30 protein-coding genes and 2 tRNA genes are annotated in these 25,522 nt (G+C 66.6%); 14 read left to right on the forward strand and 18 right to left on the reverse strand.

Features of this window, described 5'->3' with window-relative positions; all coding sequences use genetic code 11:
- Window positions 1–13: 13 nt before the first annotated feature.
- Window positions 14–850, reverse strand: a complete 837-nt coding sequence (gene galU, locus J2P76_RS07075) for a UTP--glucose-1-phosphate uridylyltransferase GalU (protein WP_207405651.1) — start codon at window positions 848–850, stop codon at window positions 14–16.
- A gap of 65 nt (window positions 851–915) precedes the next feature.
- Here galU and J2P76_RS07080 point away from each other — a divergent pair, with 65 nt between their 5' ends.
- On the forward strand, window positions 916–2,427 hold the full coding sequence (locus J2P76_RS07080) for a M48 family metalloprotease (protein ID WP_207405653.1): 1,512 nt from the start codon (window positions 916–918) through the stop codon (window positions 2,425–2,427).
- Between the two features lie 83 nt (window positions 2,428–2,510).
- On the opposite strand, the gene J2P76_RS07085 is transcribed toward J2P76_RS07080, so the two are convergent.
- Genes J2P76_RS07085 through J2P76_RS07100 form a run of 4 tightly spaced genes read right to left on the reverse strand, consistent with a single transcriptional unit; the run spans window position 2,511 to window position 5,231 of the window.
- Entirely contained in the window at window positions 2,511–3,611 is a 1,101-nt protein-coding gene (locus tag J2P76_RS07085) for a YheT family hydrolase (protein ID WP_207405655.1), read from the reverse strand.
- A 14-nt stretch (window positions 3,612–3,625) separates the two neighbouring features.
- The gene (locus J2P76_RS07090) at window positions 3,626–4,048 is read right to left on the reverse strand and encodes a YybH family protein (protein ID WP_207405657.1); all 423 of its coding nucleotides are present in this window, start codon (window positions 4,046–4,048) and stop codon (window positions 3,626–3,628) included.
- A 7-nt stretch (window positions 4,049–4,055) separates the two neighbouring features.
- Window positions 4,056–4,268, reverse strand: a complete 213-nt coding sequence (locus tag J2P76_RS07095) for a zinc-finger domain-containing protein (RefSeq protein WP_207405659.1) — start codon at window positions 4,266–4,268, stop codon at window positions 4,056–4,058.
- Window positions 4,269–4,310: 42 nt separating this feature from the next.
- Entirely contained in the window at window positions 4,311–5,231 is a 921-nt protein-coding gene (locus J2P76_RS07100) for a branched-chain amino acid transaminase (RefSeq protein ID WP_207405660.1), read from the reverse strand.
- A gap of 203 nt (window positions 5,232–5,434) precedes the next feature.
- Here J2P76_RS07100 and J2P76_RS07105 point away from each other — a divergent pair, with 203 nt between their 5' ends.
- The 3 genes from J2P76_RS07105 (at window position 5,435) to J2P76_RS07115 (ending at window position 8,024) form a co-directional block, all read left to right on the forward strand.
- Window positions 5,435–6,166, forward strand: coding sequence for an AzlC family ABC transporter permease (locus J2P76_RS07105; RefSeq protein ID WP_207409146.1), 732 nt, complete (start codon window positions 5,435–5,437; stop codon window positions 6,164–6,166).
- On the forward strand, window positions 6,163–6,498 hold the full coding sequence (locus J2P76_RS07110; RefSeq protein WP_207405662.1) for an AzlD domain-containing protein: 336 nt from the start codon (window positions 6,163–6,165) through the stop codon (window positions 6,496–6,498). Before J2P76_RS07105 ends, J2P76_RS07110 begins: the two co-directional genes overlap by 4 nt.
- Window positions 6,499–6,602: 104 nt before the next feature.
- Complete coding sequence (locus tag J2P76_RS07115; RefSeq protein ID WP_207405664.1) at window positions 6,603–8,024, forward strand: DEAD/DEAH box helicase; 1,422 nt, start codon at window positions 6,603–6,605, stop codon at window positions 8,022–8,024.
- 19 nt (window positions 8,025–8,043) lie between these two features.
- Here J2P76_RS07115 and J2P76_RS07120 read toward each other — a convergent pair whose 3' ends face one another.
- Window positions 8,044–8,430 carry a thioredoxin family protein gene (locus J2P76_RS07120; RefSeq protein WP_207405666.1) on the reverse strand — a complete coding sequence of 129 codons (387 nt, stop codon included), beginning with the start codon at window positions 8,428–8,430 and terminating at the stop codon, window positions 8,044–8,046.
- A 63-nt stretch (window positions 8,431–8,493) separates the two neighbouring features.
- Between J2P76_RS07120 and J2P76_RS07125 the strand changes: the two genes are divergently transcribed.
- The 3 genes from J2P76_RS07125 to J2P76_RS07135 all read left to right on the forward strand — a co-directional run bounded on the left by J2P76_RS07125 (window position 8,494) and on the right by J2P76_RS07135 (window position 11,130).
- On the forward strand, window positions 8,494–9,297 hold the full coding sequence (locus J2P76_RS07125; protein ID WP_207405668.1) for an EI24 domain-containing protein: 804 nt from the start codon (window positions 8,494–8,496) through the stop codon (window positions 9,295–9,297).
- Window positions 9,298–9,320: 23 nt separating this feature from the next.
- Window positions 9,321–10,121, forward strand: coding sequence for a competence/damage-inducible protein A (locus tag J2P76_RS07130; protein ID WP_207405671.1), 801 nt, complete (start codon window positions 9,321–9,323; stop codon window positions 10,119–10,121).
- 157 nt (window positions 10,122–10,278) lie between these two features.
- On the forward strand, window positions 10,279–11,130 hold the full coding sequence (locus J2P76_RS07135) for an IclR family transcriptional regulator (RefSeq protein WP_207405673.1): 852 nt from the start codon (window positions 10,279–10,281) through the stop codon (window positions 11,128–11,130).
- Window positions 11,131–11,327: 197 nt separating this feature from the next.
- Here J2P76_RS07135 and J2P76_RS07140 read toward each other — a convergent pair whose 3' ends face one another.
- On the reverse strand, window positions 11,328–12,305 hold the full coding sequence (locus J2P76_RS07140) for a tripartite tricarboxylate transporter substrate binding protein BugD (protein WP_207405675.1): 978 nt from the start codon (window positions 12,303–12,305) through the stop codon (window positions 11,328–11,330).
- Between the two features lie 328 nt (window positions 12,306–12,633).
- Between J2P76_RS07140 and phaP the strand changes: the two genes are divergently transcribed.
- Window positions 12,634–13,209 (forward strand): TIGR01841 family phasin, encoded by a 576-nt coding sequence (gene phaP, locus J2P76_RS07145; protein ID WP_207405684.1) that lies wholly within the window; start codon window positions 12,634–12,636, stop codon window positions 13,207–13,209.
- 116 nt (window positions 13,210–13,325) lie between these two features.
- Here phaP and J2P76_RS07150 read toward each other — a convergent pair whose 3' ends face one another.
- The 7 genes from J2P76_RS07150 to J2P76_RS07180 all read right to left on the reverse strand — a co-directional run bounded on the left by J2P76_RS07150 (window position 13,326) and on the right by J2P76_RS07180 (window position 19,100).
- Window positions 13,326–14,372, reverse strand: coding sequence for a quinone-dependent dihydroorotate dehydrogenase (locus J2P76_RS07150; RefSeq protein ID WP_207405686.1), 1,047 nt, complete (start codon window positions 14,370–14,372; stop codon window positions 13,326–13,328).
- 38 nt (window positions 14,373–14,410) lie between these two features.
- Window positions 14,411–15,145: an arginyltransferase gene (locus J2P76_RS07155; RefSeq protein WP_207405688.1), complete on the reverse strand. Its 735-nt coding sequence runs from the start codon at window positions 15,143–15,145 to the stop codon at window positions 14,411–14,413.
- 60 nt (window positions 15,146–15,205) lie between these two features.
- The gene (gene aat, locus J2P76_RS07160; RefSeq protein ID WP_207405690.1) at window positions 15,206–15,967 is read right to left on the reverse strand and encodes a leucyl/phenylalanyl-tRNA--protein transferase; all 762 of its coding nucleotides are present in this window, start codon (window positions 15,965–15,967) and stop codon (window positions 15,206–15,208) included.
- A gap of 3 nt (window positions 15,968–15,970) precedes the next feature.
- Window positions 15,971–16,552, reverse strand: a complete 582-nt coding sequence (locus J2P76_RS07165) for an NUDIX hydrolase (protein ID WP_207405692.1) — start codon at window positions 16,550–16,552, stop codon at window positions 15,971–15,973.
- A gap of 49 nt (window positions 16,553–16,601) precedes the next feature.
- Window positions 16,602–17,189, reverse strand: a complete 588-nt coding sequence (locus J2P76_RS07170; protein ID WP_207405694.1) for a DUF2946 family protein — start codon at window positions 17,187–17,189, stop codon at window positions 16,602–16,604.
- Between the two features lie 84 nt (window positions 17,190–17,273).
- Window positions 17,274–18,005: a LuxR C-terminal-related transcriptional regulator gene (locus J2P76_RS23805; protein WP_207405696.1), complete on the reverse strand. Its 732-nt coding sequence runs from the start codon at window positions 18,003–18,005 to the stop codon at window positions 17,274–17,276.
- Window positions 18,006–18,224: 219 nt separating this feature from the next.
- Complete coding sequence (locus J2P76_RS07180) at window positions 18,225–19,100, reverse strand: AraC family transcriptional regulator (protein ID WP_207405698.1); 876 nt, start codon at window positions 19,098–19,100, stop codon at window positions 18,225–18,227.
- 593 nt (window positions 19,101–19,693) lie between these two features.
- On the opposite strand from J2P76_RS07180, the gene J2P76_RS07185 reads away from it, so the two are divergent.
- From J2P76_RS07185 to J2P76_RS07200, 4 genes are all read left to right on the forward strand, one after another.
- On the forward strand, window positions 19,694–20,089 hold the full coding sequence (locus J2P76_RS07185) for a hypothetical protein (protein WP_207405700.1): 396 nt from the start codon (window positions 19,694–19,696) through the stop codon (window positions 20,087–20,089).
- Between the two features lie 68 nt (window positions 20,090–20,157).
- On the forward strand, window positions 20,158–20,559 hold the full coding sequence (locus J2P76_RS07190; protein ID WP_207405702.1) for a hypothetical protein: 402 nt from the start codon (window positions 20,158–20,160) through the stop codon (window positions 20,557–20,559).
- A gap of 159 nt (window positions 20,560–20,718) precedes the next feature.
- Complete coding sequence (locus J2P76_RS07195) at window positions 20,719–21,033, forward strand: DUF1153 domain-containing protein (RefSeq protein WP_207405704.1); 315 nt, start codon at window positions 20,719–20,721, stop codon at window positions 21,031–21,033.
- Between the two features lie 303 nt (window positions 21,034–21,336).
- Window positions 21,337–21,909 (forward strand): hypothetical protein, encoded by a 573-nt coding sequence (locus tag J2P76_RS07200; protein WP_207405706.1) that lies wholly within the window; start codon window positions 21,337–21,339, stop codon window positions 21,907–21,909.
- Window positions 21,910–21,973: 64 nt separating this feature from the next.
- On the opposite strand, the gene J2P76_RS07205 is transcribed toward J2P76_RS07200, so the two are convergent.
- Both J2P76_RS07205 and J2P76_RS07210 read right to left on the reverse strand, forming a co-directional pair.
- Window positions 21,974–22,047: transfer RNA gene (locus J2P76_RS07205), tRNA-Cys, on the reverse strand.
- Between the two features lie 179 nt (window positions 22,048–22,226).
- A tRNA-Gly gene (locus tag J2P76_RS07210) sits at window positions 22,227–22,302 on the reverse strand.
- A gap of 212 nt (window positions 22,303–22,514) precedes the next feature.
- On the opposite strand from J2P76_RS07210, the gene J2P76_RS07215 reads away from it, so the two are divergent.
- Window positions 22,515–23,081 carry a DUF2478 domain-containing protein gene (locus tag J2P76_RS07215; RefSeq protein WP_207405708.1) on the forward strand — a complete coding sequence of 189 codons (567 nt, stop codon included), beginning with the start codon at window positions 22,515–22,517 and terminating at the stop codon, window positions 23,079–23,081.
- On the forward strand, window positions 23,078–23,872 hold the full coding sequence (locus tag J2P76_RS07220; protein WP_207405710.1) for a class I SAM-dependent methyltransferase: 795 nt from the start codon (window positions 23,078–23,080) through the stop codon (window positions 23,870–23,872). The genes J2P76_RS07215 and J2P76_RS07220 overlap by 4 nt, the downstream gene beginning before the upstream one ends.
- Window positions 23,873–23,932: 60 nt before the next feature.
- Here J2P76_RS07220 and J2P76_RS07225 read toward each other — a convergent pair whose 3' ends face one another.
- Together J2P76_RS07225 and J2P76_RS07230 are read right to left on the reverse strand one after the other, a co-directional pair.
- A complete protein-coding gene (locus J2P76_RS07225) occupies window positions 23,933–24,637 on the reverse strand; it encodes a glutathione binding-like protein (protein WP_207405712.1) in 705 nt (234 codons plus the stop codon).
- A 91-nt stretch (window positions 24,638–24,728) separates the two neighbouring features.
- Window positions 24,729–25,478, reverse strand: coding sequence for an IclR family transcriptional regulator (locus J2P76_RS07230; protein ID WP_207405714.1), 750 nt, complete (start codon window positions 25,476–25,478; stop codon window positions 24,729–24,731).
- Window positions 25,479–25,522: the final 44 nt, after the last annotated feature.

Here is a 25,522-nt window from a genome sequence, read left to right on the forward strand (position 1 = left end):
ACGCCGCGGCGGCCTACGCCACCAGCCCGTGGTACTTGCGGCCCAGGGCCACGGTGGCCTGGAACATGCCCGCCTTGCTGCCGCAGTCGTAGCGCTGCCCCGCATAGCGGTGCGCAAACACCGGCCGCGCGCCCATCAGGGCGGCAATGCCGTCGGTCAGCTGGATTTCATTGCCGGCCCCGATCTGCGTGGCGCGCAGGTGGTCGAAGATCTCGGGTTCGAGCACGTAGCGGCCCACCACCGCCAGGGTGGACGGGGCCTCTTCGGGCGCCGGCTTTTCAACAATGTGCGTGATGCGGGCGGTGCGGTCGTTGATCGGGCGCGCCGCCACGATGCCGTATTTGCGCGTGTCTTCGCGGGGCACGTCCTGCACGCCCAGCACGCTGGCGTCTTGGGCGTACGAGGCGTCGATAAGCTGTTTCAGCACCGGGGTGTCGGCGTCGATCAGGTCGTCGGCCAGCAGTACGGCGAAGGGTTCGCTGCCGACCGCGGGGGCGGCCGTCAGCACGGCATGGCCCAGCCCCAGCGGCGCCGCCTGGCGGATGTACAGGCAATTGACATGCGCCGGCAGAATGCCGCGCACCATGGCCAGCAGCTCATGCTTGCCCTTGCTTTCCAGGTCGGCTTCCAGTTCGGGGGCGGAGTCGAAGTGGTCTTCGATGGCGCGCTTGTTGCGCCCGGTAACGAAGATCAGATCGGTGATGCCGGCCGCCACGGCCTCTTCCACGGCGTACTGGATCAGGGGCTTGTCGACCACCGGCAGCATTTCCTTGGGCATGGCCTTGGTGGCAGGCAGAAAACGGGTGCCCATTCCTGCGACAGGAAAAACGGCTTTGCGGATTGGGCGCATGAGGACCTCTGGTGGAAAATTGATCGAACCGGCAAACTTTTGCCGGCGGTCGCTATCATATTGCCATGAACCGCAGGCATACGATATTCAGGTATCCCATTGTGCAGCGCGGGCTGGCCGGCGCCCTGAGCCTGGCCCTGGCCCTGCCCGTTGCGCCGGCCCTGGCCCAGCCCGTGGGCCTGCCCTCGATGGGCGCGGCCTCGTCGGCCGACTTGTCGCCCGCGCTGGAACGCCAGCTGGGCGAGGCTATCATGGCCCAGGGCAGGCGCGACCCCACCTACATCAATGATCCCGAACTTACCCAGTACCTGACCACCATGGGGCGCAAGCTGGCCGCCTATTCGCCCGGCACGGTACCCGATGTCGAGATGTTCGGGGTGCGGGACCCCGAAATCAACGCCTTTGCCATGCCCGGGGGCTTCATCGGGGTCAACAGCGGCCTGATCGTCTCGTCCACCAGCGAATCCGAGCTGGCCTCGGTGCTGGCCCACGAAATCGGCCACGTCGTGCAGCGCCACATTGCCCGTGGCATGACCCAGCAAAGCCAGAACAGCGTGGTCATGATGGCCAGCATGGCGGCCGCCCTGCTGGCGGCGCTGGCGGGCGGGAGCGGCAACCTGGCCATGGGGGTGGCGGCCTTCGGCCAGGCCGCCGCCATCAACCGGCAACTGGGCTTCTCGCGCGATGCCGAGCGCGAAGCCGACCGCGCCGGGTTCCAGATGCTGACCCGGGCCGGCTACGACCCCAACGGCATGGTGCGCATGTTTTCGCGCCTGATGAACGCCTCGCGCCTGAACGAAGGCATGGGCGGCGGCGCATGGGCCAGCACCCACCCCCTGTCGATCGAGCGGATGTCGGATATCCAGAACCGCGCCCGCAGCCTGCCGGCCGAGCGCCACGCCGACAGCGACGACTTCTGGTACATACGGGCCAAAATGCGCGTCATCCAGGGGCGCGACGCGGTCAGCCTGCGCACGTCCGGGCAGCAATTGCAGGACGAGGCGCGCACGCTTACCGGCGTGCGCCAGTCGGCGGCCTACTATGGACTGGCGCTGCAGGCCTTCCAGCGCAACAGCCTGGACGAAGCCCAGCGCTATCTCGACCAGGCCAGCGCCGGGCACAGCAGCCCGCAGCTGGCGCGGCTGGGCATCGACCTGGCGGCCGCCCGCAAAGACAGCGCCCAGGCGCTGTCGCTGGCCTCGGCCGCCATCAAGCGCTGGCCGCAGCAGCGCGCCCTGGGCATTGCCTATGCCCAGGCCCTGCAGGGCGTCGGCCGCCACGCCGACGCGCAGGCCTACCTGCGCGACCGCATCAAGCAGTGGGGCGACGACGAGCCCGGCCTGTACCAGATGCTGGCGCAAAGCGAAGAGCACAACGGGCAGCCGGTGCAGGCGCGCCGCGACATGGCCCGCTATTACGTGCTGACCGGCGCCTACGCGGCCGCCGAATCCCAGCTGCAGCAGGCGCGCGGCCTGTCCAAGGATTTCTACGAACAATCGCAGATCGACGTGCAGATCCGCGAAGTGAAAGACAAACTGGCCGCCGAACGCGACCTGCTGGAACGCTTCAAGGGATAGGCGGCCTGCGTGGCGGGCCGGGTCGGGCCAGGTGTCAGGCTCCGCAGGTGCCTGACACCGTTCTATTGAGATGGTCGCTGGCCTTATTGTCCGGTTTCGAAGAAACGTCCCAGGCGCTGCGGCAGCCAGCCCAGGTGGGCCGGGAACGGGCCGGTGGGAAAGCCGGCGTGTCCGCCTTCGGCCGGCTGGTGCAGCAGCACGTGGCCCGAGCATTCGCGCGGCGTGGGCAGGGCGCTTTCGGGCAGGAAAGGGTCGTTGCGCGCGTTCAGCACCAGCGTGGGCACGGCGATGCTGGTCAGCCACGGCTTGCTCGACGCGCGGGTCCAGTAGTCGAGCGCATTGCGAAAACCATGCATCGGGGCCGTGTAGGCATCGTCGAAGTCGCGCAGGTCGCGCGCGTGGGCGATGCGCATGACATCGATGGCGCCCGGGAAGCGCCGCGCCTTTTCCAGCACCTTGTGCTTCATGGTTTTCAGGAAATGCGCGCTGTACAGGCGGCGGTTGATGAACCCGCGCGACAGGGTCGTGCCGCCGGCCACCAGGTCCAGCGGCACAGATACCCCGGCGCACGCCGCCAGCCACGATACATTGCCGCCTTGCTCGCCCAGGTACTTGAGCAGCGCGTTGCCGCCCAGCGATACGCCCACGGCGTGCCAGCGCGCGTGCGGGATGCGGGCGCGCACGGTGTCGAGCATGAAGCCCACTTCGGTGGAGTCGCCCGAATAATAGGCGCGCGCCAGCCGGTTGGGCGTGCCCGAGCAGCCGCGAAAGTGCGCCACCGCCACGATCCAGCCGCGCGCCCGGAAATGATGGGCGATGGACTGCGCATAGCGGCTGGTGCTGCCGCCTTCCAGCCCGTGCAGCAACAGCAGCGCGGGCGTATCGGGGGTTTGCGGCAGCGATGGCCAGTCGGCGTCGGTGATCCAGCGGGCGGCGGCGGTCTTGCCGGCGACCACGGGGGCGGCGCTGTCGATGGGATGCCCGTCGGCGCGCTTGTGCGGAAACAGCCCCGGCCCGGTCCAGTCGATGTCGATGAAATCGGTATCGGGCGTGTCCACGCGCTGGCGCACGAACGCGATGTGATGATGCTGGGCCACGAAGGCGGCATAGATCGTCTGGCTATGGCAACCGGGCAGCCAGGCGGGAACGGGACAGGGCGAGGTATCGAGTCGGGCGGAGGCCAAGCGATGCACCCGGATCAGTGCAGCCGGTCGGGCATGTCGTGCAGGTCGAGTACCCCGGCATCGGCGGGCGCCGGCGATGCGTGGTGCGCGACCATGCGCCACCCGGTCGGCCCCTTGTGATAGATGTTGGTGGCATAGCAGTTGGCGTACTGCGTGCTGCCGCGCGTGCGCACGGCCACCTGTTCGACCAGCGTGTGCACCGAGCACATCATGCTTTGCATGACCAGCGGGCGCAGCGGCCGGATGTGCAGCGGCCCCGCCGCCAGCGTCTGTTGCCAGGATTCCTGCACGGCCGTATGGCCGACCGCGCGCAGCCCGCCCGGATGGATGCAGACGACTTCCTCGTCGTCGGCCCAGATCTGCATCAGGCGGACGGTATCGGCTTGCTCGAGCGCTTCGTAGAACGCTTGCTCGGCTTCTTCAGGCGTGGCGAACATGGGGCGGTCAGTGGCCGTGGACGACGGTGCCGGGCTTCAGGCGGTATTCGGCGCCGCAGTAGGCGCAGCGCGCCGAACCGGAATGGGTGATGTCGAGGAACACGCGCGGGTGCATGCTCCAGAGGGGCGCCTTGGGGCCGGGGCAGTACACGGGCAGGTCTTCGGCGCCGATTTCGATGGTTTCGTGCGTGGGCGCGGCGGCAGGGGCGGCGGCGGTCATGGGGTTTCCTGGAAAAAGCGTAGGGTGGAAGAAAGCGGCGGATCAGACCGGGGTGAGCCAGTGCGCATACTTGGTGTTGCGCCCGCTGACCAGGTCGAAGAACGCCGTTTGCAGTTTTTCGGTGACCGGCCCGCGCCGGCCCGCGCCGATCTTGCGGTTGTCGACTTCGCGGATGGGGGTGACCTCGGCGGCGGTGCCCGTGAAAAAGGCTTCGTCGGCGATGTAGATGTCGTCGCGCGTCAGGCGCTTGGTAACCACGGGTATGCCCAGGTCGGCGGCCAGCGCGTGCACGGTGGAACGCGTGATGCCGGTCAGGGCCGAGGCGATCTCGGGTTCGCACAGCACGCCGTCTTTGACGATGAAGACGTTCTCGCCCGCGCCTTCGGCCACGAAGCCTTCGGTGTCGAGCAGCAGGGCTTCGTCGTAGCCGTCTTGCAGGGCTTCGGCATTGGCGATGATGGAATTGGCGTAGGTGGTGGCCACCTTGGCGCGCGGCATGGTGACATTGACGTGCTGGCGCGCGTACGACGACACCTTCACGCGGATGCCCTGCGCCAGGGCTTCTTCGCCCAGGTAGGCGCCCCAGGGCCAGGCCGCGATGGCCACGTGCACCTTGGCGCCCTTGGGCGACACGCCCATTTTTTCCGAGCCGTAGAACACCAGCGGGCGCAGATAGCAGGATTCGAGCTGGTTGGCCCGCACGACCTCGCACTGGGCGGCGTTGAGCGTGTCGGGGTCGAACGGCATGGGGATTTGATAGATGTGCGCCGAATTGCACAGCCGCCGGGTGTGGTCCTGCAGGCGGAAGATGGCGGTGCCGGCGTCGGTTTTGTAGGCGCGCACACCTTCGAACACCGACAGGCCGTAATGCAGGGAGTGGGTCAGCACGTGCGTGGTGGCGTCGCGCCATGGCACGAGCTTGCCGTCGTACCAGATGAAACCGTCACGGTCCGCCATCGACATGGTATTCCCCCCTTGAAAGAGGCGCCTATTGTATCAAGCAGCAAGGGTACAATGCCGCGTTTCAGCGCCAGGGCCGCGGGCGGCGCCCCGGACTGGCGCCGCGCCGGACGAGCTGGCGTGCATGTATGTGCCTTCTTTGATGAATTCCATGCCGTCCAGTTCCATTTGCCAGGGGGCGCCAGGTGCCCGCTGACTCTGCCGCCATGCCCGAAGATGCCCGCCTGGCGCGCCAGGAACGCATCGATGCGTTCCGCCAGGGCGTGCATGCCCTGATGCCGGCCCTGATCGCCACCGGCACCTGGGGCCTGGTCACCGGGGTGGCCATGGTCAAGTCGGGCCTGACCGAGTCCATGGCCCTGGCCATGACCCTGCTGCTGTACGCCGGGTCGGCCCAGCTGACCTCGCTGCCGCTGATCGCCAGCGGCGCCCCGCTGTGGTTGATCTTCATGGCCGGCAGCGTGGTCAACCTGCGCTTCATCATCTTCGGCGCCGCCCTGCATCCGTATTTCCGCCATTTGTCGTGGCCGCGCCGCCTGGGGCTGGGGTATTTCACCACCGACATGGGCTTCGTGCTGTTCATGCCGCGCTTCGGCGACGCCGCCGAGCGGGGCACGCGCGAGCAGCTTTGGTATTTCCTGGGCACCATCGCCCCGGGCTGGGTGGTCTGGCAGACCTCGTCGATTGCCGGCATCTACCTGGGCACGCTGGTGCCCACCGCCTGGTCGCTCGATTTCGCCGCGGTGCTGGCGCTGCTGGCCATTACCGTGCCGCTGGCCAATTCCAGGCCCATGCTGGTGTCCATGCTGGCCGCGGGGCTGACCGCCTGGGTCGGCCAGCTGCTGCCCCTGCGGCTGGGTCTGGCGGCCGCCGTGATCGTCGGCATCCTGGCCGGCATCGCCGCCGAACGCTATTTCCACAAGGCGGCCCGCCCATGAGCTTCTGGCCTTCGGAAATCTACGTCTATTCCGCCATTCTGCTGCTGGCGCTGTGCAGCGTGCTGACCCGGGCGGGTTTCATGCTGTTCGGCGACTACGTGCCGCTGCCCGACGGCGTGCGCCGCGCCCTGCGCTATGCGCCGGCGGCGGCCCTGACCGCCATCATCGTGCCCGACCTGCTGCCCTGGAAAGCCGGGGCGGGGCCGGCGTTCGATTACCGCCTGGTGGCGGCCACGGTGGCGGTGGTGGTGTTCCTGCGCACCCGCAGCGCGGTGCTGGTCATCGTGGCGGGCATGCTGGTGCTGTGGACGCTGCGCTGGCTGGCCGGCTAGGCGTCCGGGCCGGCTGCGCTAAAATAAAGTTATCCACAGCAATCCGGGCTTGGCAGCATACTCGTTTTGTTCTTTTTCATGGCCCCCGGCATCTGCCCATCCTGATGACTGACTCCAATACATCCGCAGCCCCCAGCACCGACGCGCCCACCTCGACTTTCGCCGACTTCGGACTGCACCCGCAACTGCTCCAGTCGGTTGCCGACACCGGATACACCACCCCCACGCCGATCCAGGCCCAGGCCTTGCCGGCGGTGATGGCCGGGCGCGATGTCATGGGCGCGGCGCAAACCGGCACCGGCAAGACGGCGGCCTTCACGCTGCCCATCCTGCATCGCCTGATGCCGCTGGCCAATACCAGCGCATCGCCGGCGCGGCATCCGGTGCGCACGCTCATTCTCACCCCCACGCGCGAGCTGGCCGACCAGGTCTACGAAAGCGTCAAGCGCTACAGCAAGCACACGCCGCTGCGTTCGGCGGTGGTGTTCGGCGGGGTGGATATCGGGCCCCAGAAAGACGCGCTGCGGCGCGGCTGCGAAATCCTGGTCGCCACGCCGGGGCGCCTGCTCGACCACGTCGAGCAAAAAACCGTCAACCTGGGCCAGGTGGGCATCCTGGTGCTGGACGAGGCCGACCGCATGCTCGACATGGGCTTCCTGCCCGACCTCGACCGCATCGTCCGTCTGTTGCCGGCGCAGCGCCAGGGGCTGCTGTTCTCGGCCACCTTCAGCAACGAAATCCGCAAGCTGGGCCGCAGCTACCTGAACCAGCCGGTCGAAATCGAAGTCGCCGCGCGCAATGCCACGGCCGACACGGTCACCCAGATCGCCTACCAGATGCCCAGCGACGCCAAGCGCGCCGCGGTGGTGCACCTGGTGAAGTCGCGCGGGCTGAAGCAGGTGATCGTGTTCTCGAACACCAAGATCGGCACGGCGCGCCTGGCGCGCGAACTCGAACGCGACGGCGTGCGGGCCGAATCCATCCACGGCGACAAAAGCCAGGCCGACCGCATGAAGGCGCTGGATGCCTTCAAGGCCGGCGAGCTCGAAGTGCTGGTGGCCACCGACGTGGCCGCCCGCGGCCTGGACGTGGCCGGCGTGCCCTGCGTCATCAATTACGACCTGCCGCACAACGCCGAAGACTACGTGCACCGCATCGGCCGCACCGGCCGCGCGGGCGCCTCGGGCGAAGCCATCGCGCTGTTCACGGCCGATGAAACCCGCTACCTGCAAGACATCGAAAAGCTGACCAAGCGGCCGGTGCCGCGCGGCACGCTGGACGTGCCCCAGGACCTGGTGGCGCGCAGCCACACGCGCGATACGCGCGAGCCCCGCGGCCGCGGCCGCGAGCGGCGCGGGCCGTCGCAGGCTTACGGCGCGCCGCGCCAGCCGGTGGACGATTTCTTCTACAAGCCCTACGAGCCGGCCGCGCCCACCGCCGGTCAGGCCGACTCTCAGCCCGAATCGCGCCCGGCCGCGTCGAAGCGCCAGGTGGCGGTGCTGCTGGGCGGCAGCCGCAAGCCCTGAGCCTGAACCGCCGCGCCCGCTAGCCGGCCAGCAGCGCCGGTACGTCGGGCAGGCCGGTAGCCACCGCGGGGCTGTCGGGCCCCAGACTGTCCAGCAGCCGTTCCAGGTGGCCGATATGCGGCAGCATCGGGCCATAGAACACCACGCGCGACCCCGCCTGCACCAGCAGCGTGGGAAAGTTCTCGACATCTTCGTCGCCGAGCAGGTCGGGGTGGTCTTCGATATCGATCCAGGCGTACACCCGCCCGGGCTGGGCATCGGCCAGGGCCGCCAGCCGCGGGCGGTATTGCCCGCAGGTATCGCACCATGCGGCGCAGAAGCAGGCCACCAGCCAGGTGTCGGGGCCGCCTTCGGCCAGGGCGGCGCGCAGCGCGGGGGTGTCGGGTCCGGGAACGAGCAGGGGCATGGCATCAAATCGCAGCGTATTTGAGACTATGATACCCGGCATGTCTTCCGACGGGTTTGCCACATGATTCCTCCCCGCCCCGATTACGCGGTGCCCACGCCGGCCCGCGCCGCCGCGGCAGGCGCGGCCGGCGTTGCCCAGGCGTTCAAGCGCGCGCTGGTGTCGCAGTGCCATCCCAACATGCTGTTCGCGGTACTGCTGCCGTTCGTCATTGCCCTGCTGGGCGCGTTGCTGCTGGTGTGGCTGTTCTGGACGCCGCTGACCGAATGGCTGAACCTGCAGGCCTCGCAATGGCAGGTGGTCAACAACGTCGACGCCTGGCTGGTGGGCATCGGCCTGTTTTCCATCAAGCTGTATTTCATCCCCGTCATTGCCGCGGCCATCCTGCTGCCCATATCGGGCATCCTGGGGCTGGCCATCGCCGCCGTGTTCGTCATGCCGCTGGTGCTGCGCCACGTCGGCGCGCGCGAGTACGCCGGGGTGGCGCGCCAGGGGCGCAACGCCACGGCCTACAGCGTCTGGAACGCTATCTGGGTCAGCGTGATTTTCGCGGCGGGCTGGGTTCTGACCCTGCCGTTCTGGCTGATCCCGCCCATGGCGGTGATTCTGTCGATTTTCTGGTGGGCCTTCGCGTTCTCGCGCATGCTGCGCGTCGACGCCATTGTCGAGCACGCCAGCCCGGCCGAGCGGCGCATCCTGCTCGAACGCCATAACACCGGTTTCTGGATCATCGGCCTGGTCTGCGCCCTGTTGAACCTGCTGCCGCCGGCCTGGATCATCCTGCCCGTGTATTCGGGCCTGGTGTATGCCCATTACGGGCTCGAAGCCCTGCGGCGCCTGCGCCAGGAACGCGTCATCGAAGCCTGACCCCGCCACTTATCTGGATCCCCATGGCTGCCTCTTCTTCCCGCCGCATCGGCCTGATCATCGTGGGCGATGAAATCCTGTCCGGCCGCCGCCAGGACAAGCACTTCGCCAAGATCGTCGAACTGCTGGCCGCGCGCGGCCTGCAGCTGGCGCGCGCCGAAATCCTGCCCGACGACCGCGCCGCGCTGACCGCCGCCCTGCGCCGCAGCTTCGCGTCCGGCGATATCGTGCTGTCGTGCGGCGGCATCGGCGCCACGCCCGACGATCACACCCGGCAGGCCGCCGCGGCCGCGCTCGGCGTGCCGCTGCAACTGCATCCCGATGCCGAGCAGGCCATCGCGCTGCGCGTGGCCGAGATGGTGGCCAAGGGGCAGGGCTCGGCCGACATGAGCACCCCCGAAAACCAGCACCGCTTGCAGATGGGCATGTTCCCCGCCGGCAGCGAGATCGTGCCCAACCCCTATAACCGCATCCCGGGCTTCTTCATCCACGACCACACCTTCGTGCCCGGCTTCCCGGTCATGGCCTGGCCCATGATCGAATGGACGCTCGATACCCGCTATGCCTCGCTGCATCACCACGTGGCGCATGTCGAGCATTCGTTCCTGGTGTTCGGCATTCCCGAATCGCGCATCGCGCCGGTCATGCAGGCCATCGAGCAGCGCTGGGGCGCGGTGCGCGCCTTCAGCCTGCCCAGCGTGGGCGAAGCCGGCGGGCCGCCGCACATCGAACTGGGCGTCAAGGGCGACCCCGACGAAGCCGCCCAGGCACTGGCCTTCCTGCAGCAAGAAGCGCAACGGCTGGGCGGCCGGCTGGCGCCCTGATCCCGCCCGCCCCGGGAAGCCGGGTCGGCCCGGGTTGCCAAATCGGCCGCAAGATTTCACAATACGGGAAGTCGGCCCCATGGTGCGCTGCGGCATCCGCCGCGATGCCAGGGGGCGCACCCGTTACCCGCGCTAATCGATCATCGTGACTTCCACTATGTCAGCCATCGTGCCGGGCTCGGACAGCGAGCATGCCCCGGGCCAGTCTCCTATTGCCATCCAGGTCATCGAGCGCGCCATGCGCCTGCTCGACGCCCTGGCTGCCCACCCCGACCCGGTCACCCTGAAAGAGCTGTCCGCCACCACCGGCCTGCACGCGTCCACGGCGCACCGCATTCTCAATGACCTGGTCGTGGGGCGCTATGTCGAGCGCGTCGACAACGGCCTGTACCAGCTGGGCATGCGCCTGCTCGAGCTCGGCTCGCTGGTGAAAGGGCGCCTGAACGTGCGCGAAGCCGCCATTTCGGCCATGCGCTCGCTGCACAAGCTCACCGGCCAGACCATCAACCTGTCGGTGCAGCAGGGCGACGAAATCGTCTACATCGACCGCGCCTGGAGCGAGCGGTCCGGCATGCAGGTGGTGCGCGCCATCGGCGGGCGGGCGCCGCTGCATCTCACGTCCACCGGCAAGCTGTTCCTGTCCACCATCGACAGCCGCCAGGTGCGGGCCTATGCGCTGCGCACCGGGCTGGCCGGGCACACCCGCAACAGCCTTACCGAGCTCGAGCGCCTCGAGCGCGAACTGGCCCTGGTGCGCCGCCACGGCTACGCGCGCGACAACGAAGAACTCGAAATGGGCGTGCGCTGCATCGCGGCCGGCATTTTCGACGACACCGGCAAGCTGGTGGCCGGCCTGTCGATCTCGGCGCCGTCCGAGCGCCTGCAAGACGAATGGATCCAGGCGCTGGTCGAATCCGCCCGCAACATTTCCGAAGCCCTGGGCTACGAGCCCACGGTGACCGCCAACCATACCGGCAAGGGGCTGGCGCCGCACGCGGTGCGTACGTAACGTTCCCCCCCGAAGCGCTGCGCGCTTCCCCCCCAGGGGGGCGACGCTGGCGGACCGGCGGAGCCGGATCCGCGGCGTCCCCGATCTGGCCGCATCTGTTTTCATTGCTGCAACGCGGTACAGCAATGAACAACACCCAATAAAAAACCCCTGGCAAGCCAGGGGTCGCAGGGGCCCGAAGGCCGGTGTTGTTGGTTTTATTGTTTCGGTACGCCAGCCTTCTTGAACAGCTCGGCCCATTGCGGCACTTGCTGCTTGACCTTGGCTTCGAGCGCCTTCGGGTTGGCTTCGTCGTTCAGCACTTCCGCGCCCAGGCCCGCCATGCGTTCCTTGAACTTGGGGTCGGCCAGGCCGGCCTGCAGGGCCTTGACCAGCTTGTCGACCACCGGCTTGGGCGTGCCCTTCGGTACCCACATGCCGTGCCAGATGCCCACTTGGAAGCCCTTGAAGCCCGATTCATCCATGGTGGGCAGGTCGGGCAGGGTGGGCACGCGCTTCAGGCTGGTGACGGCATAGGCCTTCACCTTGTGGCTGGTGATGTACTGGGTGGTATTGGTGGTCTGGTCGCACAGCATGTCGACCTGCTTGCCCAGCAGATCGTTCATGGCCGGGCCGGTGCCCTTGTAGGGGACGGTAAGCAGGTCGACCCCCAGGGCGTCGACCAGCATGGTGCCGCACAGGTGGCTGGCGGCGCCGATGCCTGCGTTGGCCAGCGAAACCTTGTCTTTGTTGGCCTTGACGTACTCGACCAGTTCTTTGATGTTGTTGGGCGGGAAGTCTTCGCGGGCGATGACGGTCATGGGGACGTCGACCACCAGGCCCACCGGCTCGAAGCTCTTGAAGGGATCGTAGCCAGGGTTCTTGTACAGCGACGGCGCGGTGGTGAATCCCAGGTGCATCAGCAGTACGGTGTAGCCGTCGGGGTCGGCGCGCGCCACGAACGAGCTGCCGATGGTGCCGCCCGCGCCGGTCTTGTTTTCGACCACTACGGACTGGCCCAGGGTGGGCCGCATGGCTTCGGCCAGCGAGCGCGCCACGTTGTCGGTGGGGCCGCCCGCCGAGAACGGCACCACCATATTGATGGCCCGTTCCGGGTATTCAGCCTGGGCGGCGCCGGCTGCGAACAGAGCGCCGGCGGCCAGCAATGCCGAAAGCGTACGGGGGATGAATGTCATGGGGTCTCCTGTGCCGCGGGGTGCGCGGCGGTGTTTTCACTAGGGCTGACGAAGCTTTCTTGGAGTGTCATCAGCTGGTCGTCAGTGTAGAAAACAATGGGTGGTCCGTCACCGGGTATTTCCCCCGATCCTGCGGCGCCCGGATCATAGTTTGTTGCGATGCATCAAAAGTGCTTGACAGCCGGCTGCGGGTCCGTAAAATGGAGTTTGTGCAGTGCAACAAACGCGCCGGCGATAGCTTGCAACATCCGTTCCCGAGCACGTTTCCATCCCTCGCAAAGCATCGTTATCCGCCGGCACGCCCCCGGCTCCCCTACCGGAGATCCTCATGACCGCCATTCCGCAACAAGTTCTGGACCGCCAGAAATCCGCCCTGAATACCCTGGTTGCCACCCAGGCCACGCTGTTCGCCGGCTTCGAAAAGCTGGTCGACCTGAACCTTAAGGTCGTCAAGGCCACGCTGGACGAAGTGGCCCAGACCTCGCAGCAGGCCATCACCGTCAAAGACTCCCAGGAAGCCGCCGCGTTCGCCACCGCCCTGGTGCAGCCGGGCGCCGAAAAGGCCCTGGCCTACGGCAAGCATGTGTATGACATCGTTGCCGGCGTGCAAGGCGAACTGGCCAAGCTGGCCGAAGTGCAGATCGCCGAAGGCCAGCAGCAAGTGGCCGACGCCGTCGAGCAGTTCTCGAAAAACGCCCCCACCGGCTCGGAAAGCGCCGTGGCGCTGCTGAAGTCGTCGCTGGCCACCGCCAACGGCGCCTACGAATCGCTGACCAAGGCCGCCAAGCAGGCCGCCGAAGTCGCCGAATCGAACCTGAACGCCGCCGCCAACGCCACGTTCAAGGCCGCCACCGACGCCGCCGAGGCTGCCACCAAGTCGACCCGCGGCCGCCGCGCTGCCTGACGGCCTCGCGGGGCTGTTGCAGCCGAGCAGACTGTAGTACTGTTGAGTGACAGAGCAGAGCTGGAATTAGCCACCCCACGGGGTGGCTTTTTTTTTCGGCCCTTTTTTGATGGGTATCAGGCCGCAGCGCCGATGGCGCTGACGCATTCGCCCACCAGCGCCGGCCCGCGGTAGATCAGGCCGGTATACAGCTGCACCGCGTTGGCGCCCGCGTCGATTTTTTCGCGGGCCTGGCGGCCCGCCAGGATGCCGCCCACGCCGATGATGGCCGCATCCGGCCCCATGCGCTGGCGCAGGCGCGCAATAACGGCCAGCGACAACGCATGCACCGGCGCGCCCGACAGGCCGCCGGCCTCGTTGGCGTGGGGCTGCCCGGCCACGGCGTCGCGCGACAGAGTGGTATTGGTGGCGATGACGCCGTCCACGCCGTAGCGCGGCAGGATATCGGCGATGGCGTCGATCTGCGCTTCGGTCAGGTCGGGGGCGATTTTCACGGCCAGCGGCACGTGGCGCTGGTGGCGGTCGGCCAGTTCGGCGCGCTTGTCGCGCAATTGCGCCAGCAGGGCCGACAATTCATCGCCGCCCTGCAGGGCCCGCAGGTTCTGCGTGTTGGGCGACGAGATGTTCACGGTGACGTAGTCGGCGTGCGGGTACACGCCTTCCAGCCCCAGCAGGTAGTCGTCGGCCGCGCGTTCGATGGGAGTGTCGGCGTTCTTGCCGATATTCAACCCCAGCACGCCGCCCTGCGCGCGCCACTGGCTGCGCCGCACATTGGCGATGAAAGCGTCCAGCCCCTGGTTGTTGAAGCCCAGGCGGTTGATCAGCGCCTGGGCGCGCGGCAGGCGGAACATGCGGGGCTTGGGGTTGCCCGGCTGGGCCCGCGGGGTGACCGTGCCCACTTCGACGAAACCGAAGCCCAGGTTGCCCAGGGCATCGATATGGGCGCCGTTCTTGTCCAGGCCGGCCGCCAGCCCCACCGGGTTATCCAGCGCCAGGCCCATCAGGGTGGCGGGCGCCTGCGGGCGGGCGCGCAGCAGCCTGCGGGTGGCGCCGCAATCGTAGGCGCGCTGCAGCCCGGCCAGCGTGACTTCGTGGGCGGTTTCCGCGTCCATGGCAAACAGGGCCGGACGCGCCAGGGGATAGGCTTGGAACAGGATGGACATGGGGCGCAATTGTAGCCAGTTTGCGCCGCCGCGGGCCTTCAGGGCATGTCGGGCGGCGGTTCTTGCCAGGCACCGTCCAGGTGCAGCTGCAGTGGCCGGAACCCGGACTTGTAGGCCATCTTGCGGCTGTCGCGGATCCAGTAGCCCAGGTACAGCCAGGGCAGATTGAGGATGCGGCACTGCTCGATCTGCCACAGCACATTGTAGGTGCCCAGGCTGCCGCGCGCGGCCGGATCGTAGAACGTGTACACCGACGAGAGGCCGTCGTCGAGCACGTCGATGATCGACACCATGGCCAGGGCGCCTTCGGCATCGCGGAACTCGACCAGGCGGGTGTTGACACGGCTGGTCAGCAGGAACTGGGCATATTGCGTGCGGCTGTCGTCGTCCATGCCGCCGCCGGGATGGCGGCCCTGCTGGTAGCGGGTGTACAGGTCGTAGTGCTCGGGCGACCAGGCCAGCTCGGCCACGAAGGCGCGCAGCCCCTGGTGGCCGCGCCATGCGCGGCGCTGGCTGCGGTTGGGGGCGAAGCGGGCGGTGTCGACGCGCACCGGCACACAGGCCCGGCAGTTGTCGCAATGGGGGCGGTACGTGAACAGCCCGCTGCGGCGGAAGCCTTGTTCGACCAGTTGCGAATAGGCGCCCGCATTGATCAGATGGCCGGGCGCGGCCACCTGCGAGCGCGCCTGGCGCCCGGGCAGGTAGCTGCAGGGGTACGGCGCAGTGGAATAGAACTGCAGGGTGGCGAAAGGAAGTTCTTTGAGCTGGCTCATGGGCGGCCCGCCCGGAAATCGGGCCCGGCAGGCATGGCTACATCTTAACGCCGAAGCGGGTCAGGACAACAACCGCGAGGCCCAGGCCGGGTGCAGCCGGCCCTGGCTGTCCAGGCGCCCCGTCTGCCAGGCGGGCGGGGGCCCCGCCACGGCGCGGCGCACGTGCTCGACGAAGCGGGCGCGCGGCACCGGCCGGGCCCCCAGGCTGGCCAGGTGGCGCGTCTGCTGCTGGCAGTCGATCCATTCGACGCCGGCCCGGCGCAGGAACGCCACCAGGTAGGCCAGCGCCACTTTCGAGGCGTCGGGCGCGCGCGTGAACATCGATTCGCCGAAGAACATGCGGCCCAGGCTGATGCCATACAGGCCGCCCGCCAGTTCGCCATCGATCCAGGTTTCGACACTGTGCGCCGCGCCCGCGGCATGCCAGGCTCGGTAGGCCTGCCGCATGTCGGCGGTGATCCAGGTGCCGGCCTGTCCGTCGCGCGGCGCGGCGCATTGCGCCACCACTGTGTCGAACTCGGTGTCGACGCGCACTTGCAGGCGCGGCAGCAGGCCGGATTCTTCGCGCGCGACCTGGCGCAGCAGCTTGCGCAATGAGTGCGAGGGCGCGAAGTCGGCGCAGGCCAGCACCATGCGCGGATCGGGGCTCCACCACAGGATGGGTTCGCCTTCGCCGTACCAGGGAAAGATGCCGTTCGAATAGGCCGCCGCCAGGCGCTCCAGCGACAGGTCGGCGCCCGCCGCCAGCAGGCCGGCCGGATCGGACAGCGCCTGCTCGGCCGGCGGAAACGGCGTGTCGGGGGATAGCCAGGGCAACTTCAAGATTCAGCGGTGCGATTCGAGGGTGTAGTGATGGGTGCCGAAGCTGCCGCGCCGGCGATCTTCCAGGAACTGTTTCAGGGTGGTGGCCACCGTGCGGAAAGACAGGTCTTCCCAGGGAATGTCGGCCTCGTCGTAATAGCGCGCTTCCAGGCTTTCGGGGCCGGGATCGAGCTCGGGGCCCAGCGCCTGCGCCAGGTAGAACAGGTGTACCTGCTCGATCTGCGGTACGTCAATGATGGTGAACAACTGGCCCAGTTCGATGCGCGCGCCCGATTCTTCCAGGGTTTCGCGGGCCGCGCCCTGGGCAGTGCTTTCGCCCAGTTCCATGAAGCCCGCCGGCAGCGTCCAGGTGTCGTAGCGCGGTTCGATGGCGCGCCGGCACAGCAGGATGCGGTTTTCCCAGACCGGCACCGTGCCCACCACCATGCGCGGGTTCTGGTAATGAATGGCGCCGCAGTGGTCACAGACGTCGCGCTCGCGATTGTCGCCATCCGGCACCCGGCGATTGATGGGGGTGCCGCACTGGCTGCAGAAGCGTGCCCGGCGCGGGGCTGGAAAATACGTCGGAGGCGATTGGGCGGTCATGGCGTCGATTCTAACGGCAGTCGGCCCGCCCGTTGCGCGGCGCGCGGAGTCAGCGCCGCGGATTCGCCACGAAGGCCAGACGGGCCGGGATATCGCACCGTGCGACCTCGAGATGCAGCGGGGCGGGGGCGGGCAGGGCGGGATGCGTGACGGGCAGGTTGCCGGGGGCCGATTCCAGCGCATCCGTCAGCGGCCGGCCGTGCGCGTCGCGCAATTGATCCAGCAGCGCCGGCAGTTCGCGGCCTTCGACCATGGCCGGGCCCACGTCGGCCTGCGCATAAAGGCGTCCCGTGTCGTCCAGCCACCAGGCCGACACCGCCCGCACCGGCAGGCCCGTATGGGTGGCCAGCCCGACCCCGTCGTCGGCGCGGCGCAGCAGATAGGGCGCGGCGTCCAGCCGCACATACACGCGTTGCGGACCATTCTGGAAATACCAGCGGCCCTGGCTGTCGCTTTCGTAATTGCGGCCGATGAATTCCAGGATCTGGGTGTTCTCGATGGATTCGCCAGGCCCGCCGCCGGCGGCGTCGCCCTGCGGATGCAGGCGCCAACGCCCGCGCTCGTCCAGCGACAGCCAGCCGTGCACGGCCGGCACATCGGGCCATTTGGCCAGGGCTGCTTTGACGGAAGAATCCATGTGGAAGGCAAAAGAATGCCGCAAGGCGGTCGGCCCGCGTTCGACCTGCTATTTAACCAGAACGGCCTGCAGCCGGCGGCGCCGCTACACGCTGGTGGCCGCTTCGCGCGCCATGGCGGGCCAGCCCAGCGTGGCGCCGCGCGAAATGGCGGCATACACGGCCTCGGTGCGGTTGTGCACATGCAGGCGCTGGTACACGGTTTCGGCGTGCACCTTGGCGGTGGTGACGGCAATATTCAAATCGCGCCCGATCGCTTTCAAGGTATAGCCGCGCGCAAGCAGCACCAGCACTTCGTATTGGCGCGGGGTCAGCCCCAGCGCCTGGCCTTCCTGGTGCCGGAAGGGAAGTTCATGCGGCGACGGACAGGCGGCGTCGCTGTCCGCCGTCGCCCGGCCGGGCGCGTCCTGCTCTTCGAACGGCGGCTTGTCGATATCCGGCGCGGGAAAGAACATGCCGCCGGCCAGCACCAGCCTGATCGAGGCCTGCAGCATGTCGGCGGGCGCATCGCTGGGCACGCAGCCCACGACGCCCGGCGGCAGGCCATGCGGCCAGGGGGCGAATCCGCGGCTGCTGGCCAGCAGCAGAATGGCCTTGGGCATGTATGTCAGCTTGGCCATGGTCACGGTCTGGTAAACGTCGTCCAGGTTCAGCACTGACAGCAGCATCAGTTCATATCCCTGGTCGCGCCACGGCTCGCTGGGCATGTCAAGGTAGGCGGAGCTGTCGACACGCCAGCCGGGAACGGCCTGCGAGGTTGCCTGCAGAATGCCCTGCCGGATCGACGGCCGCGATTCGATGATGATGATGGTCGACACGTTTGCTTCTCCCTTGGTGGTCCCTTCGCCCTGTTCTAGTTGTTGACGGGGGGGGCACGCCAGAAGCGGTGACGATGGAGAAATCGGCAGCAGGCAGGTGGCTGCCCTGCCTGCTGCGGCACGACCGGAAGTTGATCCCGGTTTGTGAAAAAATTTAACGCCAAATAACAAGCTGTGCAAGGATTTTGCTACATAAACGCATCAATTTATCTTTAATAATCACTGAATCCAGCAATTTAATTGCACCGGTTGGGGCTTTGCGCCCCAATTCAGCGGAAATGTGTCGAAGCGCTCGGCAAAGCACGATGCCCGCAGGCTGTAGCCGGACCGCGGCAGCCATTGGTCCAGCAGGTTCCCGTAAAGCGCCAGGATCCCGTCGGCCGTGCATTGGGCTTCGCAGGTGGCGATACGGCCGCCGGGCAGGGTGATTTCGAAGGCGTCCTTGGGCTTGGGCCCGAAGCCGGGTGGCACCTGCACGCCGCAGTAATAGCGCATGAACGGCGTGGGCACGAACATCGGCGTGTCGTAGGTCAGGCCAAAGAAGGGGCCGGTGAGCAGGTCCGACCGCAGATGGGCGAACAGCCGGTGAAAGTCATTCCAGCAGGCGTGCTTCTGGCTGGACATGCCTTCGTAGCGCACCGCCCAGAAGCGGGTGGGCGGCAGTTCGCGCACGGCAACCCGGGCCGGGCTGGCCGGTGGATGCGGAGAATCGGCGGCCAGCCTGCCTGGCTCGTTCATTTTCGCAATGTAGCGGGCATGCGCCAGCCGGAACTGGCAGGGCGATATTCCCCAATAGCGCGTGAAGGCCCGCGTGAAAGCCTGCTGGCTCGAGAAGCCCATGTCGATCGCAATCGAAAAAGGCGGCTGGCGCGTATGCGCGACCATCAGGGCGCAGCGCCCCATCAGGTTGCGATGGATGTAATCCCGCGGGGAATGCTGGAAGTCTTTCAGGAACAGGCGGGTCAGGTGAAAACGGCTTAGCCGGATTTCCTGTGCCAGTTCTTGTATGAGCGCGTCATGGACGCAGTGCTCGGTTGATTCGTGCAGGATTTTTTGTTCGATCTGCGTTATGCAGTATTGAATGCGAGGGTCCATGGGACTAGTTCCTTTCGCTGGTGGCCAGCGCCCGCTCCTGGTTCTTGCAGATTCCGCCGCGGGACCATGCAAGGCCAAACTTCAAAAAAAAATTTGAAAAATCACAAACTGTAAATTTTGTGAGTCGGAACTGCCTAGAATGAAAACCGTGCAGACAAGCGCGAAGGGGAGCAGGAAGGCAATTTCGAATAGCGTCCGGGCAGACGTGGAAATTGCAAGGATTAGTCAGAAGATTGCGGCAGTGGTTTTCACGACTGGATTATGCGGCGAACTGAGTAAGTATTAAATAGGCCGTTGGTAGTAGATGGGTGGTGCGCAGGCGCGCACCGGCGGGGGCCGAATTTAAAACACTGTTGCCGATTGCTGGCTTGGCATTTTCAGCCGAGCGGGGGAGCTGTTTGTCCGCGATTTCTGAAATAACAGGATCGGCAGGTTTTCGTAGCGGATTTCCAGTATCGAAAAAGCCATTTTCATATGGAAAAAAGATATTCCCGGCATTGCGGTCTTATTGAAAAAGCGGCAGCGGCGCAATTCCGGATAACCGGGTTGGACCGCCTCGAGACGGATTCTCGAGATATCAGGAGGCATACATCATGAAGAAAGCACTATTGGCAGTGGCCCTGGCCGTCAGCTCTGTGGGCATGGCGCACGCGGCGGGTTTTGCGATCGGCGTCTTCGGCGGAACCGGCACGTCCACCTCGGGCACGCAAGGCGGTTCGCAGGCGTCCAGCAGCAGCGGTTCGCTCGGTTTCGGCGCGGCCCTGCAGGGCACCACGGCCACCAGTTCGACCAGCGCCAATTCCGGCGTTTCGTTGACCCCGCAAGGCACCAACACCTATGCCAACGGCACCAGCGTCAACCAGTCGGTGGGCGGTGGCTACACGGCCGGGTTCGCGGTCGGCGGAACCTCGGGCATGGCCGGAGGTGAATACACCAGCGGCGCCACCGGCAACGTCGGCAACATCGGTTTCGGCGGCTGGAGCTGGTAAGCCATCTGTCCGAGCCGATACCTGTCGTGTGGGGAAGAGCGGTCTTCCCCACACGTGGGAGAACTCTCATGAAACCCGTGCTGTGCCTGGCTTTCCTGGTTTTCGGGGCTTGCGTTGCGCCGCCGCGCCAGGCGGCGTCCGGCCCGGCGGCGCTCGCGCCGGCCGCCGCGGTGTCGCCGGCGCCGGTCTGCCGGCCCGACGCAGATCTGGAAATGACGCAGTTCGCCGCCACGTTTCCGGCGATGGCGCCGGCCGAAAAGGACTTTTCTCTGGCCAGCGGCGACCCGCCAGACTGCCGCGCGCCAGGCGGCAGCGGTTTCACGAGCTTCATCGCGCGGGTGCATGCCGGCGGCGACTACCGGTTCCGCGACTACTGGCTGGCCGGCGCCCGCCTGCTGCCCAGTTATCCCGACGCCGGCAGTCCGGCATTTTTGCCGCCCGGCTGGCACTGGATAGAACTCGATCGATAAACCCGATTTTTAATAGGCGGCTATATCCGGGGATTATCCCGGCTGCTCAGCGCAGCCCGTGGCACGGCCTCGGAATAGTGTATTGGCGAAGGGCAGTTACATTCTTGCGCGGCTAATTAAAAGGCCGGGCAGGAATAGGCCATCTCAGGAGCGCTGGTCATGGACGAGAAACTTGACGAAGAAATCAAGCGGTGGACGGTCAGGCGCAAGAGCGTGCTGGTCATGGATATTATCCAGGGCAGAACCAGTGTGCGCGAGGCCAGCGAGGCTTTTGATTTGCCGGTGCCCGAGATAGAGCGCTGGGTCGAAGAAGGAAAGCGCGGCCTGGAAAATGCGTTGAGATCCAACCCTTTGAATGTAAAGGAATTTTATGAAAAACAGATCAAGGCCCTGCAGCAGGCCTATGGCGAAGCCATGCTCGAGCTGCGGGTCAGGGGCAAGCAGAACGGGCCACCGGCTGATGATGAGAAATGACGATCTGTCCGGCTTGGCAGGGCCACCCGCGGTGATTTTCACCAGAATATCGGAAGCGGGACGCGCAGTGGCGCGCATCAGGCTGGACGAGTATTGAAATCAGGTTGTTTCTTGGAATAAGCCGTCGAGATTTATTTTTAATAAATAATCAGTAGAACCTCACAAAGTGGCAAAACCCGGTTTTAGCGTAACCATACAATGAATTGCCCGTATTCGCGTGGTTACAAGGATTTTGAATAAAACGATTATGTGGCGGGTATCCCTGCTGACAGCATAGGGTGGCTTCATTCCAGGAGAATAATCATGAAACGCCTATTATTTGTGATATTGGCCTTATGCAGCGCCGGTGCGCAGGGCCAGACCATTACGACGGGCGCCGACGCGGCCTCGAACGCAACCGGCAGCGCCAGCTCCAATTCCCAGTCGGGCACTGCCCAGGTGGGCGTGTCGGCCCAGATGGGCATGGGCAACATCACTTTCGAAGGGTCTTCCCAGCGCGAGCACCAGAGTGTTTCCACCACGCCCAATGTCTACATCGCCCCCAGCATGTTCGGCGGCGCCAACAATTGCGGCCAGAGCAATACCATGGGCGTGGGCGTAACCGGGTTCGGCATAGGCGGGTCGGTGGCAAGCGAAAGCTCTGCCTGTAACGCCCGCGAAGACACGGCCACCGCCTACAAGCTGGGCTACAAAGAGGTGGCCGACATGAGATTCTTCTGCTTCGGCGAAGACGAGAACCGGCTGGCCTGGGAAGCCACGGGCCACACCTGCCCGGCGACGGCCAAGCCTGTTTCCCAGCGGCCCCAGGATACTTCGGTCGCGGCGGCGCCCAGCAGCGCCAGCTATGGACCCGTGTCGAACTACATCGAGCCGTGACGCGGGGGCAAAAGAAAAAGGCTCTCGGTAACGAGAGCCTTCGTTTTTGCAGCGTTGTTCTTTCTGGAGGCGCAAGCCGGAATCGAACCGACGTACACGGATTTGCAATCCGCTGCATAACCACTCTGCCATTGCGCCAGGGCATGTTCTGCCAAGCCCGCCATTGTACAGGAATTAAGCCGCTTGTGTCGTATGCGGCGGCCCGGCTCGCCGGGTGCGCATCCTTGTGTAGCGCGGCATGCCGCAATAAAAAAGCCCCGGCGACGGGGCTTTTTTTCATGCCGGGCAACTGGATGCCAGTGCCTGCATGCTGAATCTGGAGCGGGAGACGAGTCTCGAACTCGCGACCTCAACCTTGGCAAGGTTGCGCTCTACCAACTGAGCTACTCCCGCGTATCTGGTTGCCTGGCGTGTTGTGAAGGTGCTGTGAAGCACATTCAGCGCGTGGCCACCAAAGACAAAAATTATATCATTGTTTTTTGCGCCTTGCCATCGGCCGGCCATCCTAGGCCAACGGCAGGGCTTTCGGGCCGGGGGCGGCGAGTATAGAGTGGGCACGTATCCCCATGCATTCCGCCGCCGCGCCCGGCGTCGGCTGTCACACAATGGCCCTGAACCCCGCTGTTTCCATTCCTGTCGCCGCGCTGGTGTATGGCAAATCGTCGCGCGGCGCCGATGCCTTGCTGGCCGATTTCGCCCGCGACCTGCTGGCGCAGGGCCGGCGGCTGCACGGGCTGCTGCAGCACGAAACCTTGCCGCCCGATGGCGGCCGGCCGCAGCGCCGGCTGCGCGATGTGCGTTCGGGGCGCCTGTACGGCCTGTCGCAAGACCTGGGCCCCGGCTCGCGCGCGTGCAGCCTGGATTCCGGCGCGCTGGCGGCTGCCAGCCATGTGCTGCGCGAAGCCCTGCAAACCCGCGCCGAACTGGTCATTGTCAACCGCTATGGCGCCACCGAAGCCGCCGGCGGCGGCTTCGCCCAGGAAATGCTGGCCCTGATGAGCGACGGCATTCCCCTGGTTACCGTGGTGTCGGCGGCGCTGCTGCCCGACTGGCGCCGCTTCACCGGTCAGGCGGGCCTGGAATTGCCGGTGGCCCGCGCGCCTTTGCAGGCCTGGTTCGAGCAAGTGGCCGCGCCCCATCATGCGGCCCGCAGCGGGGGCGCCCCGGCATGACGCTGGCAGATATTGATTTCGCGCAGCGTTACCGCCAGCACCTGGCGGCGGCGCGCGGCCAACCCAAGCCGCCGCAGGCCTGGGACCGGCGCGCCGGCGAACTGGGGCCGCGCGCCCCGCGCAGCCGCTATGCGGACGATTTCATTGCCCGCATGCAACTGGACGGCGCGCGCACGCTGCTCGACGTAGGCTGCGGCGCCGGCACGCTGGCTCTGCCGCTGGCGGCGCGGCTGCAGCAGGTGGTGGGCCTGGATTACAGCGCGGGCATGCTCGACGCGCTGGCGCGCAACGCGCAGGCGCAGGGGGTGGGCAATATCCAGCCCCTGCTGCGCGCCTGGGAAGACGACTGGTCCGATGTGCCGGTGTGCGACATCGTGGTGGCCTCGCGCTCCACCGCGGTCGAAGACATGGCGGGGGCCCTGGCCAAGCTGCACGCCAAGGCCCGCCTGCGCGTTTACCTTACCCACCTGGCGGGCGGCCATTTCATCGACCCCGCGATCCAGCAGGTGCTGGGCCGCACGCGGCCCGCCATGCCCGGCTACATCTACGTGATCAATATCCTGCATGGCATGGGCATCCAGCCTTCGCTGGACTACATCAGCGTGCCCAGCCAACTGGCGGCCGCGCCCGATTTCGACGACTATGCGCGCCGCGTGGCCCGCTCGATGGGCGGGCTGGACGACGACGAGCGCGGGCGCCTGCAGGCCTGGTACCGCCGCGCCTCGCCGCAGGAACGCGTCGGCGCGCCGCTGCGCTGGGCATTCATCCACTGGCAGAAAGACGGCGCCTAGCCGCCTGGCGCTTCAGCCGTCCGGCGGCATGGGCGCTGGCCCAGCGCGTGCGGCCGGCTGTCAGCGCGCGCCCGCCTGCTGCGCCGTCTGGCCGAACAAAATCTTCTTTCCTTCTTCGGTCACGGCCGGCCGGTTCGTATAAGGGTCGCCCTGGGCATAGGCGCGCACCGTGGCGGGACGCTCGCGCACCGTGTCGAACCAGCGCCGCAAATGCGGGAAGTCGTCCAGGTTCTGCTGCTGCTTTTTCCACGGCACGATCCACGGATACGATGCCATGTCGGCGATGCTGTAGTCCTTGCCCGCGACAAAGGGCTGCTCCGCCAGGCGCCGGTCCAGCACGCCGTACAGCCGGTTGGTTTCCTTGACATAGCGCTCGATGGCATAGGGCAGCGGCTCGGGCGCATAGAGCCCGAAATGATGGTTCTGGCCGGCCATCGGCCCCAGGCCGCCCACCTGCCAGAACAGCCATTCCAGCACCGCCTTGCGGCCGCGCGCGCCGGCCGGCAGGAACTGCCCGGTTTTCTCGGCCAGGTACAGCAGGATGGCGCCCGATTCAAACACGGTGACCGGCTCGCCGCCGTCGGCGGGCGCCGTATCGATAATGGCCGGCATGCGGTTGTTGGGCGAGAACGCCAGGAACTCGGGCTTGAACTGGTCGCCCGCGCTGATGTCGACCGGATGGATACGGTACGGCAGGCCCGCTTCTTCCAGGAACAGGGTGATTTTGTGCCCATTGGGCGTGGGCCAGTAGTACAGCTCGATCATGGCGTTTCCTTGCAGGAGTGGAGCAGTTTATTTTAGAACGATTGATTTAAAATGAACAGCATCCGCCCGGGCCGGCGCAAGCCGGCTGCCTTCAGGCGATGTCGCCGATTTCGCGGCGGATCAGGTCGGCAATGGTGCGCTGCCGGGCCGCCGGCATGCGGTCGAGAATGCACGACACGCTGACCGCCAGGCGCGGATAGCCCGAGCGGTCGCGCAGCGCCACGCCCACGCCCAGCACGCCCGGCACCGCCGCGTTGCCTACCGCGGCCCAGCCGCGGCCGCGCGTGGCCTCGACCAGCAGCCGCATGTGCGCCACCGTCATGTGCCCGTACGAGCGCAGCGCCTCGCGGTTCTGCTGCATCAGGGCTTCGGCCTCGTCGGCGGGCAGGGCGGCCAGCAGCGCCAGGCCCGCCGCGCCCACCCCCAGCGGCTGGCGATGGCCGATGGTCACGGCCAGCACCTGCACCGGGTAGCTGCCGATTTCGCGGTGCAGGCACAGCGAGTCGGAACCGACCCGGCAAATCAGGAACGAAGAATCGCCGGTGTGGCCGCTGATGCGCCGCATGGCGGGCGCCAGCTGCGCCACGGACAGCGTCTGTTCGTCCACCGGATGCGTCCCGGTCGAGGCCGCGCGATAGCGCCCGGTTTGCGGGTCGCGCACGGCATAGCCCTCTTCGGCCAATACCGAAATGTAGCGATACACACTGGTGCGCTGCATGGCCAGGGCCCGCGCGATGCCGGCGATATCCAGGCCTTCCGGGGTCCGCCGCAGCGCCGCCAGAATGTGCAGGCCGCGCCGCAGGGTGCGGGCGCCGTGGTCGCCATGGTCTGGGTTGTTCATTATTTGGACAGCCTGTCTTCCTGAGTAGATACGCAAGGCTGATG

The sequence above is a fragment of the Bordetella petrii genome (genome assembly GCF_017356245.1).
Lineage (GTDB): Bacteria > Pseudomonadota > Gammaproteobacteria > Burkholderiales > Burkholderiaceae_B > Bordetella_A > Bordetella_A petrii_D.

What these genes read in the sequence shown, in the direction of transcription:
- J2P76_RS07130 (WP_207405671.1), top strand. Translation starts at nt 9,321, where the DNA reads ATGGCTGCCTCTTCTTCCCGCCGCATCGGCCTGATCATCGTGGGCGAT.
- J2P76_RS07180 (WP_207405698.1), bottom strand. Translation starts at nt 19,100, where the DNA reads ATGGACCCTCGCATTCAATACTGCATAACGCAGATCGAACAAAAAATC.
- J2P76_RS07200 (WP_207405706.1), top strand. Translation starts at nt 21,337, where the DNA reads ATGAAACGCCTATTATTTGTGATATTGGCCTTATGCAGCGCCGGTGCG.
- J2P76_RS07125 (WP_207405668.1), top strand. Translation starts at nt 8,494, where the DNA reads ATGATTCCTCCCCGCCCCGATTACGCGGTGCCCACGCCGGCCCGCGCC.
- J2P76_RS07095 (WP_207405659.1), bottom strand. Translation starts at nt 4,268, where the DNA reads ATGACCGCCGCCGCCCCTGCCGCCGCGCCCACGCACGAAACCATCGAA.
- phaP (WP_207405684.1), top strand. Translation starts at nt 12,634, where the DNA reads ATGACCGCCATTCCGCAACAAGTTCTGGACCGCCAGAAATCCGCCCTG.
- J2P76_RS07170 (WP_207405694.1), bottom strand. Translation starts at nt 17,189, where the DNA reads ATGGATTCTTCCGTCAAAGCAGCCCTGGCCAAATGGCCCGATGTGCCG.
- J2P76_RS07080 (WP_207405653.1), top strand. Translation starts at nt 916, where the DNA reads ATGAACCGCAGGCATACGATATTCAGGTATCCCATTGTGCAGCGCGGG.
- J2P76_RS07150 (WP_207405686.1), bottom strand. Translation starts at nt 14,372, where the DNA reads ATGTCCATCCTGTTCCAAGCCTATCCCCTGGCGCGTCCGGCCCTGTTT.
- J2P76_RS07195 (WP_207405704.1), top strand. Translation starts at nt 20,719, where the DNA reads ATGGACGAGAAACTTGACGAAGAAATCAAGCGGTGGACGGTCAGGCGC.
- J2P76_RS07105 (WP_207409146.1), top strand. Translation starts at nt 5,435, where the DNA reads ATGCCCGAAGATGCCCGCCTGGCGCGCCAGGAACGCATCGATGCGTTC.
- J2P76_RS07190 (WP_207405702.1), top strand. Translation starts at nt 20,158, where the DNA reads ATGAAACCCGTGCTGTGCCTGGCTTTCCTGGTTTTCGGGGCTTGCGTT.
- J2P76_RS07135 (WP_207405673.1), top strand. Translation starts at nt 10,279, where the DNA reads ATGTCAGCCATCGTGCCGGGCTCGGACAGCGAGCATGCCCCGGGCCAG.
- J2P76_RS07165 (WP_207405692.1), bottom strand. Translation starts at nt 16,552, where the DNA reads ATGACCGCCCAATCGCCTCCGACGTATTTTCCAGCCCCGCGCCGGGCA.
- J2P76_RS07140 (WP_207405675.1), bottom strand. Translation starts at nt 12,305, where the DNA reads ATGACATTCATCCCCCGTACGCTTTCGGCATTGCTGGCCGCCGGCGCT.
- J2P76_RS07220 (WP_207405710.1), top strand. Translation starts at nt 23,078, where the DNA reads ATGACGCTGGCAGATATTGATTTCGCGCAGCGTTACCGCCAGCACCTG.
- J2P76_RS07090 (WP_207405657.1), bottom strand. Translation starts at nt 4,048, where the DNA reads ATGTTCGCCACGCCTGAAGAAGCCGAGCAAGCGTTCTACGAAGCGCTC.
- J2P76_RS07215 (WP_207405708.1), top strand. Translation starts at nt 22,515, where the DNA reads ATGGCCCTGAACCCCGCTGTTTCCATTCCTGTCGCCGCGCTGGTGTAT.
- J2P76_RS07100 (WP_207405660.1), bottom strand. Translation starts at nt 5,231, where the DNA reads ATGTCGATGGCGGACCGTGACGGTTTCATCTGGTACGACGGCAAGCTC.
- J2P76_RS07115 (WP_207405664.1), top strand. Translation starts at nt 6,603, where the DNA reads ATGACTGACTCCAATACATCCGCAGCCCCCAGCACCGACGCGCCCACC.
- J2P76_RS07155 (WP_207405688.1), bottom strand. Translation starts at nt 15,145, where the DNA reads ATGAGCCAGCTCAAAGAACTTCCTTTCGCCACCCTGCAGTTCTATTCC.
- J2P76_RS07110 (WP_207405662.1), top strand. Translation starts at nt 6,163, where the DNA reads ATGAGCTTCTGGCCTTCGGAAATCTACGTCTATTCCGCCATTCTGCTG.
- J2P76_RS07120 (WP_207405666.1), bottom strand. Translation starts at nt 8,430, where the DNA reads ATGCCCCTGCTCGTTCCCGGACCCGACACCCCCGCGCTGCGCGCCGCC.
- J2P76_RS07230 (WP_207405714.1), bottom strand. Translation starts at nt 25,478, where the DNA reads ATGAACAACCCAGACCATGGCGACCACGGCGCCCGCACCCTGCGGCGC.
- J2P76_RS07185 (WP_207405700.1), top strand. Translation starts at nt 19,694, where the DNA reads ATGAAGAAAGCACTATTGGCAGTGGCCCTGGCCGTCAGCTCTGTGGGC.
- galU (WP_207405651.1), bottom strand. Translation starts at nt 850, where the DNA reads ATGCGCCCAATCCGCAAAGCCGTTTTTCCTGTCGCAGGAATGGGCACC.
- J2P76_RS07225 (WP_207405712.1), bottom strand. Translation starts at nt 24,637, where the DNA reads ATGATCGAGCTGTACTACTGGCCCACGCCCAATGGGCACAAAATCACC.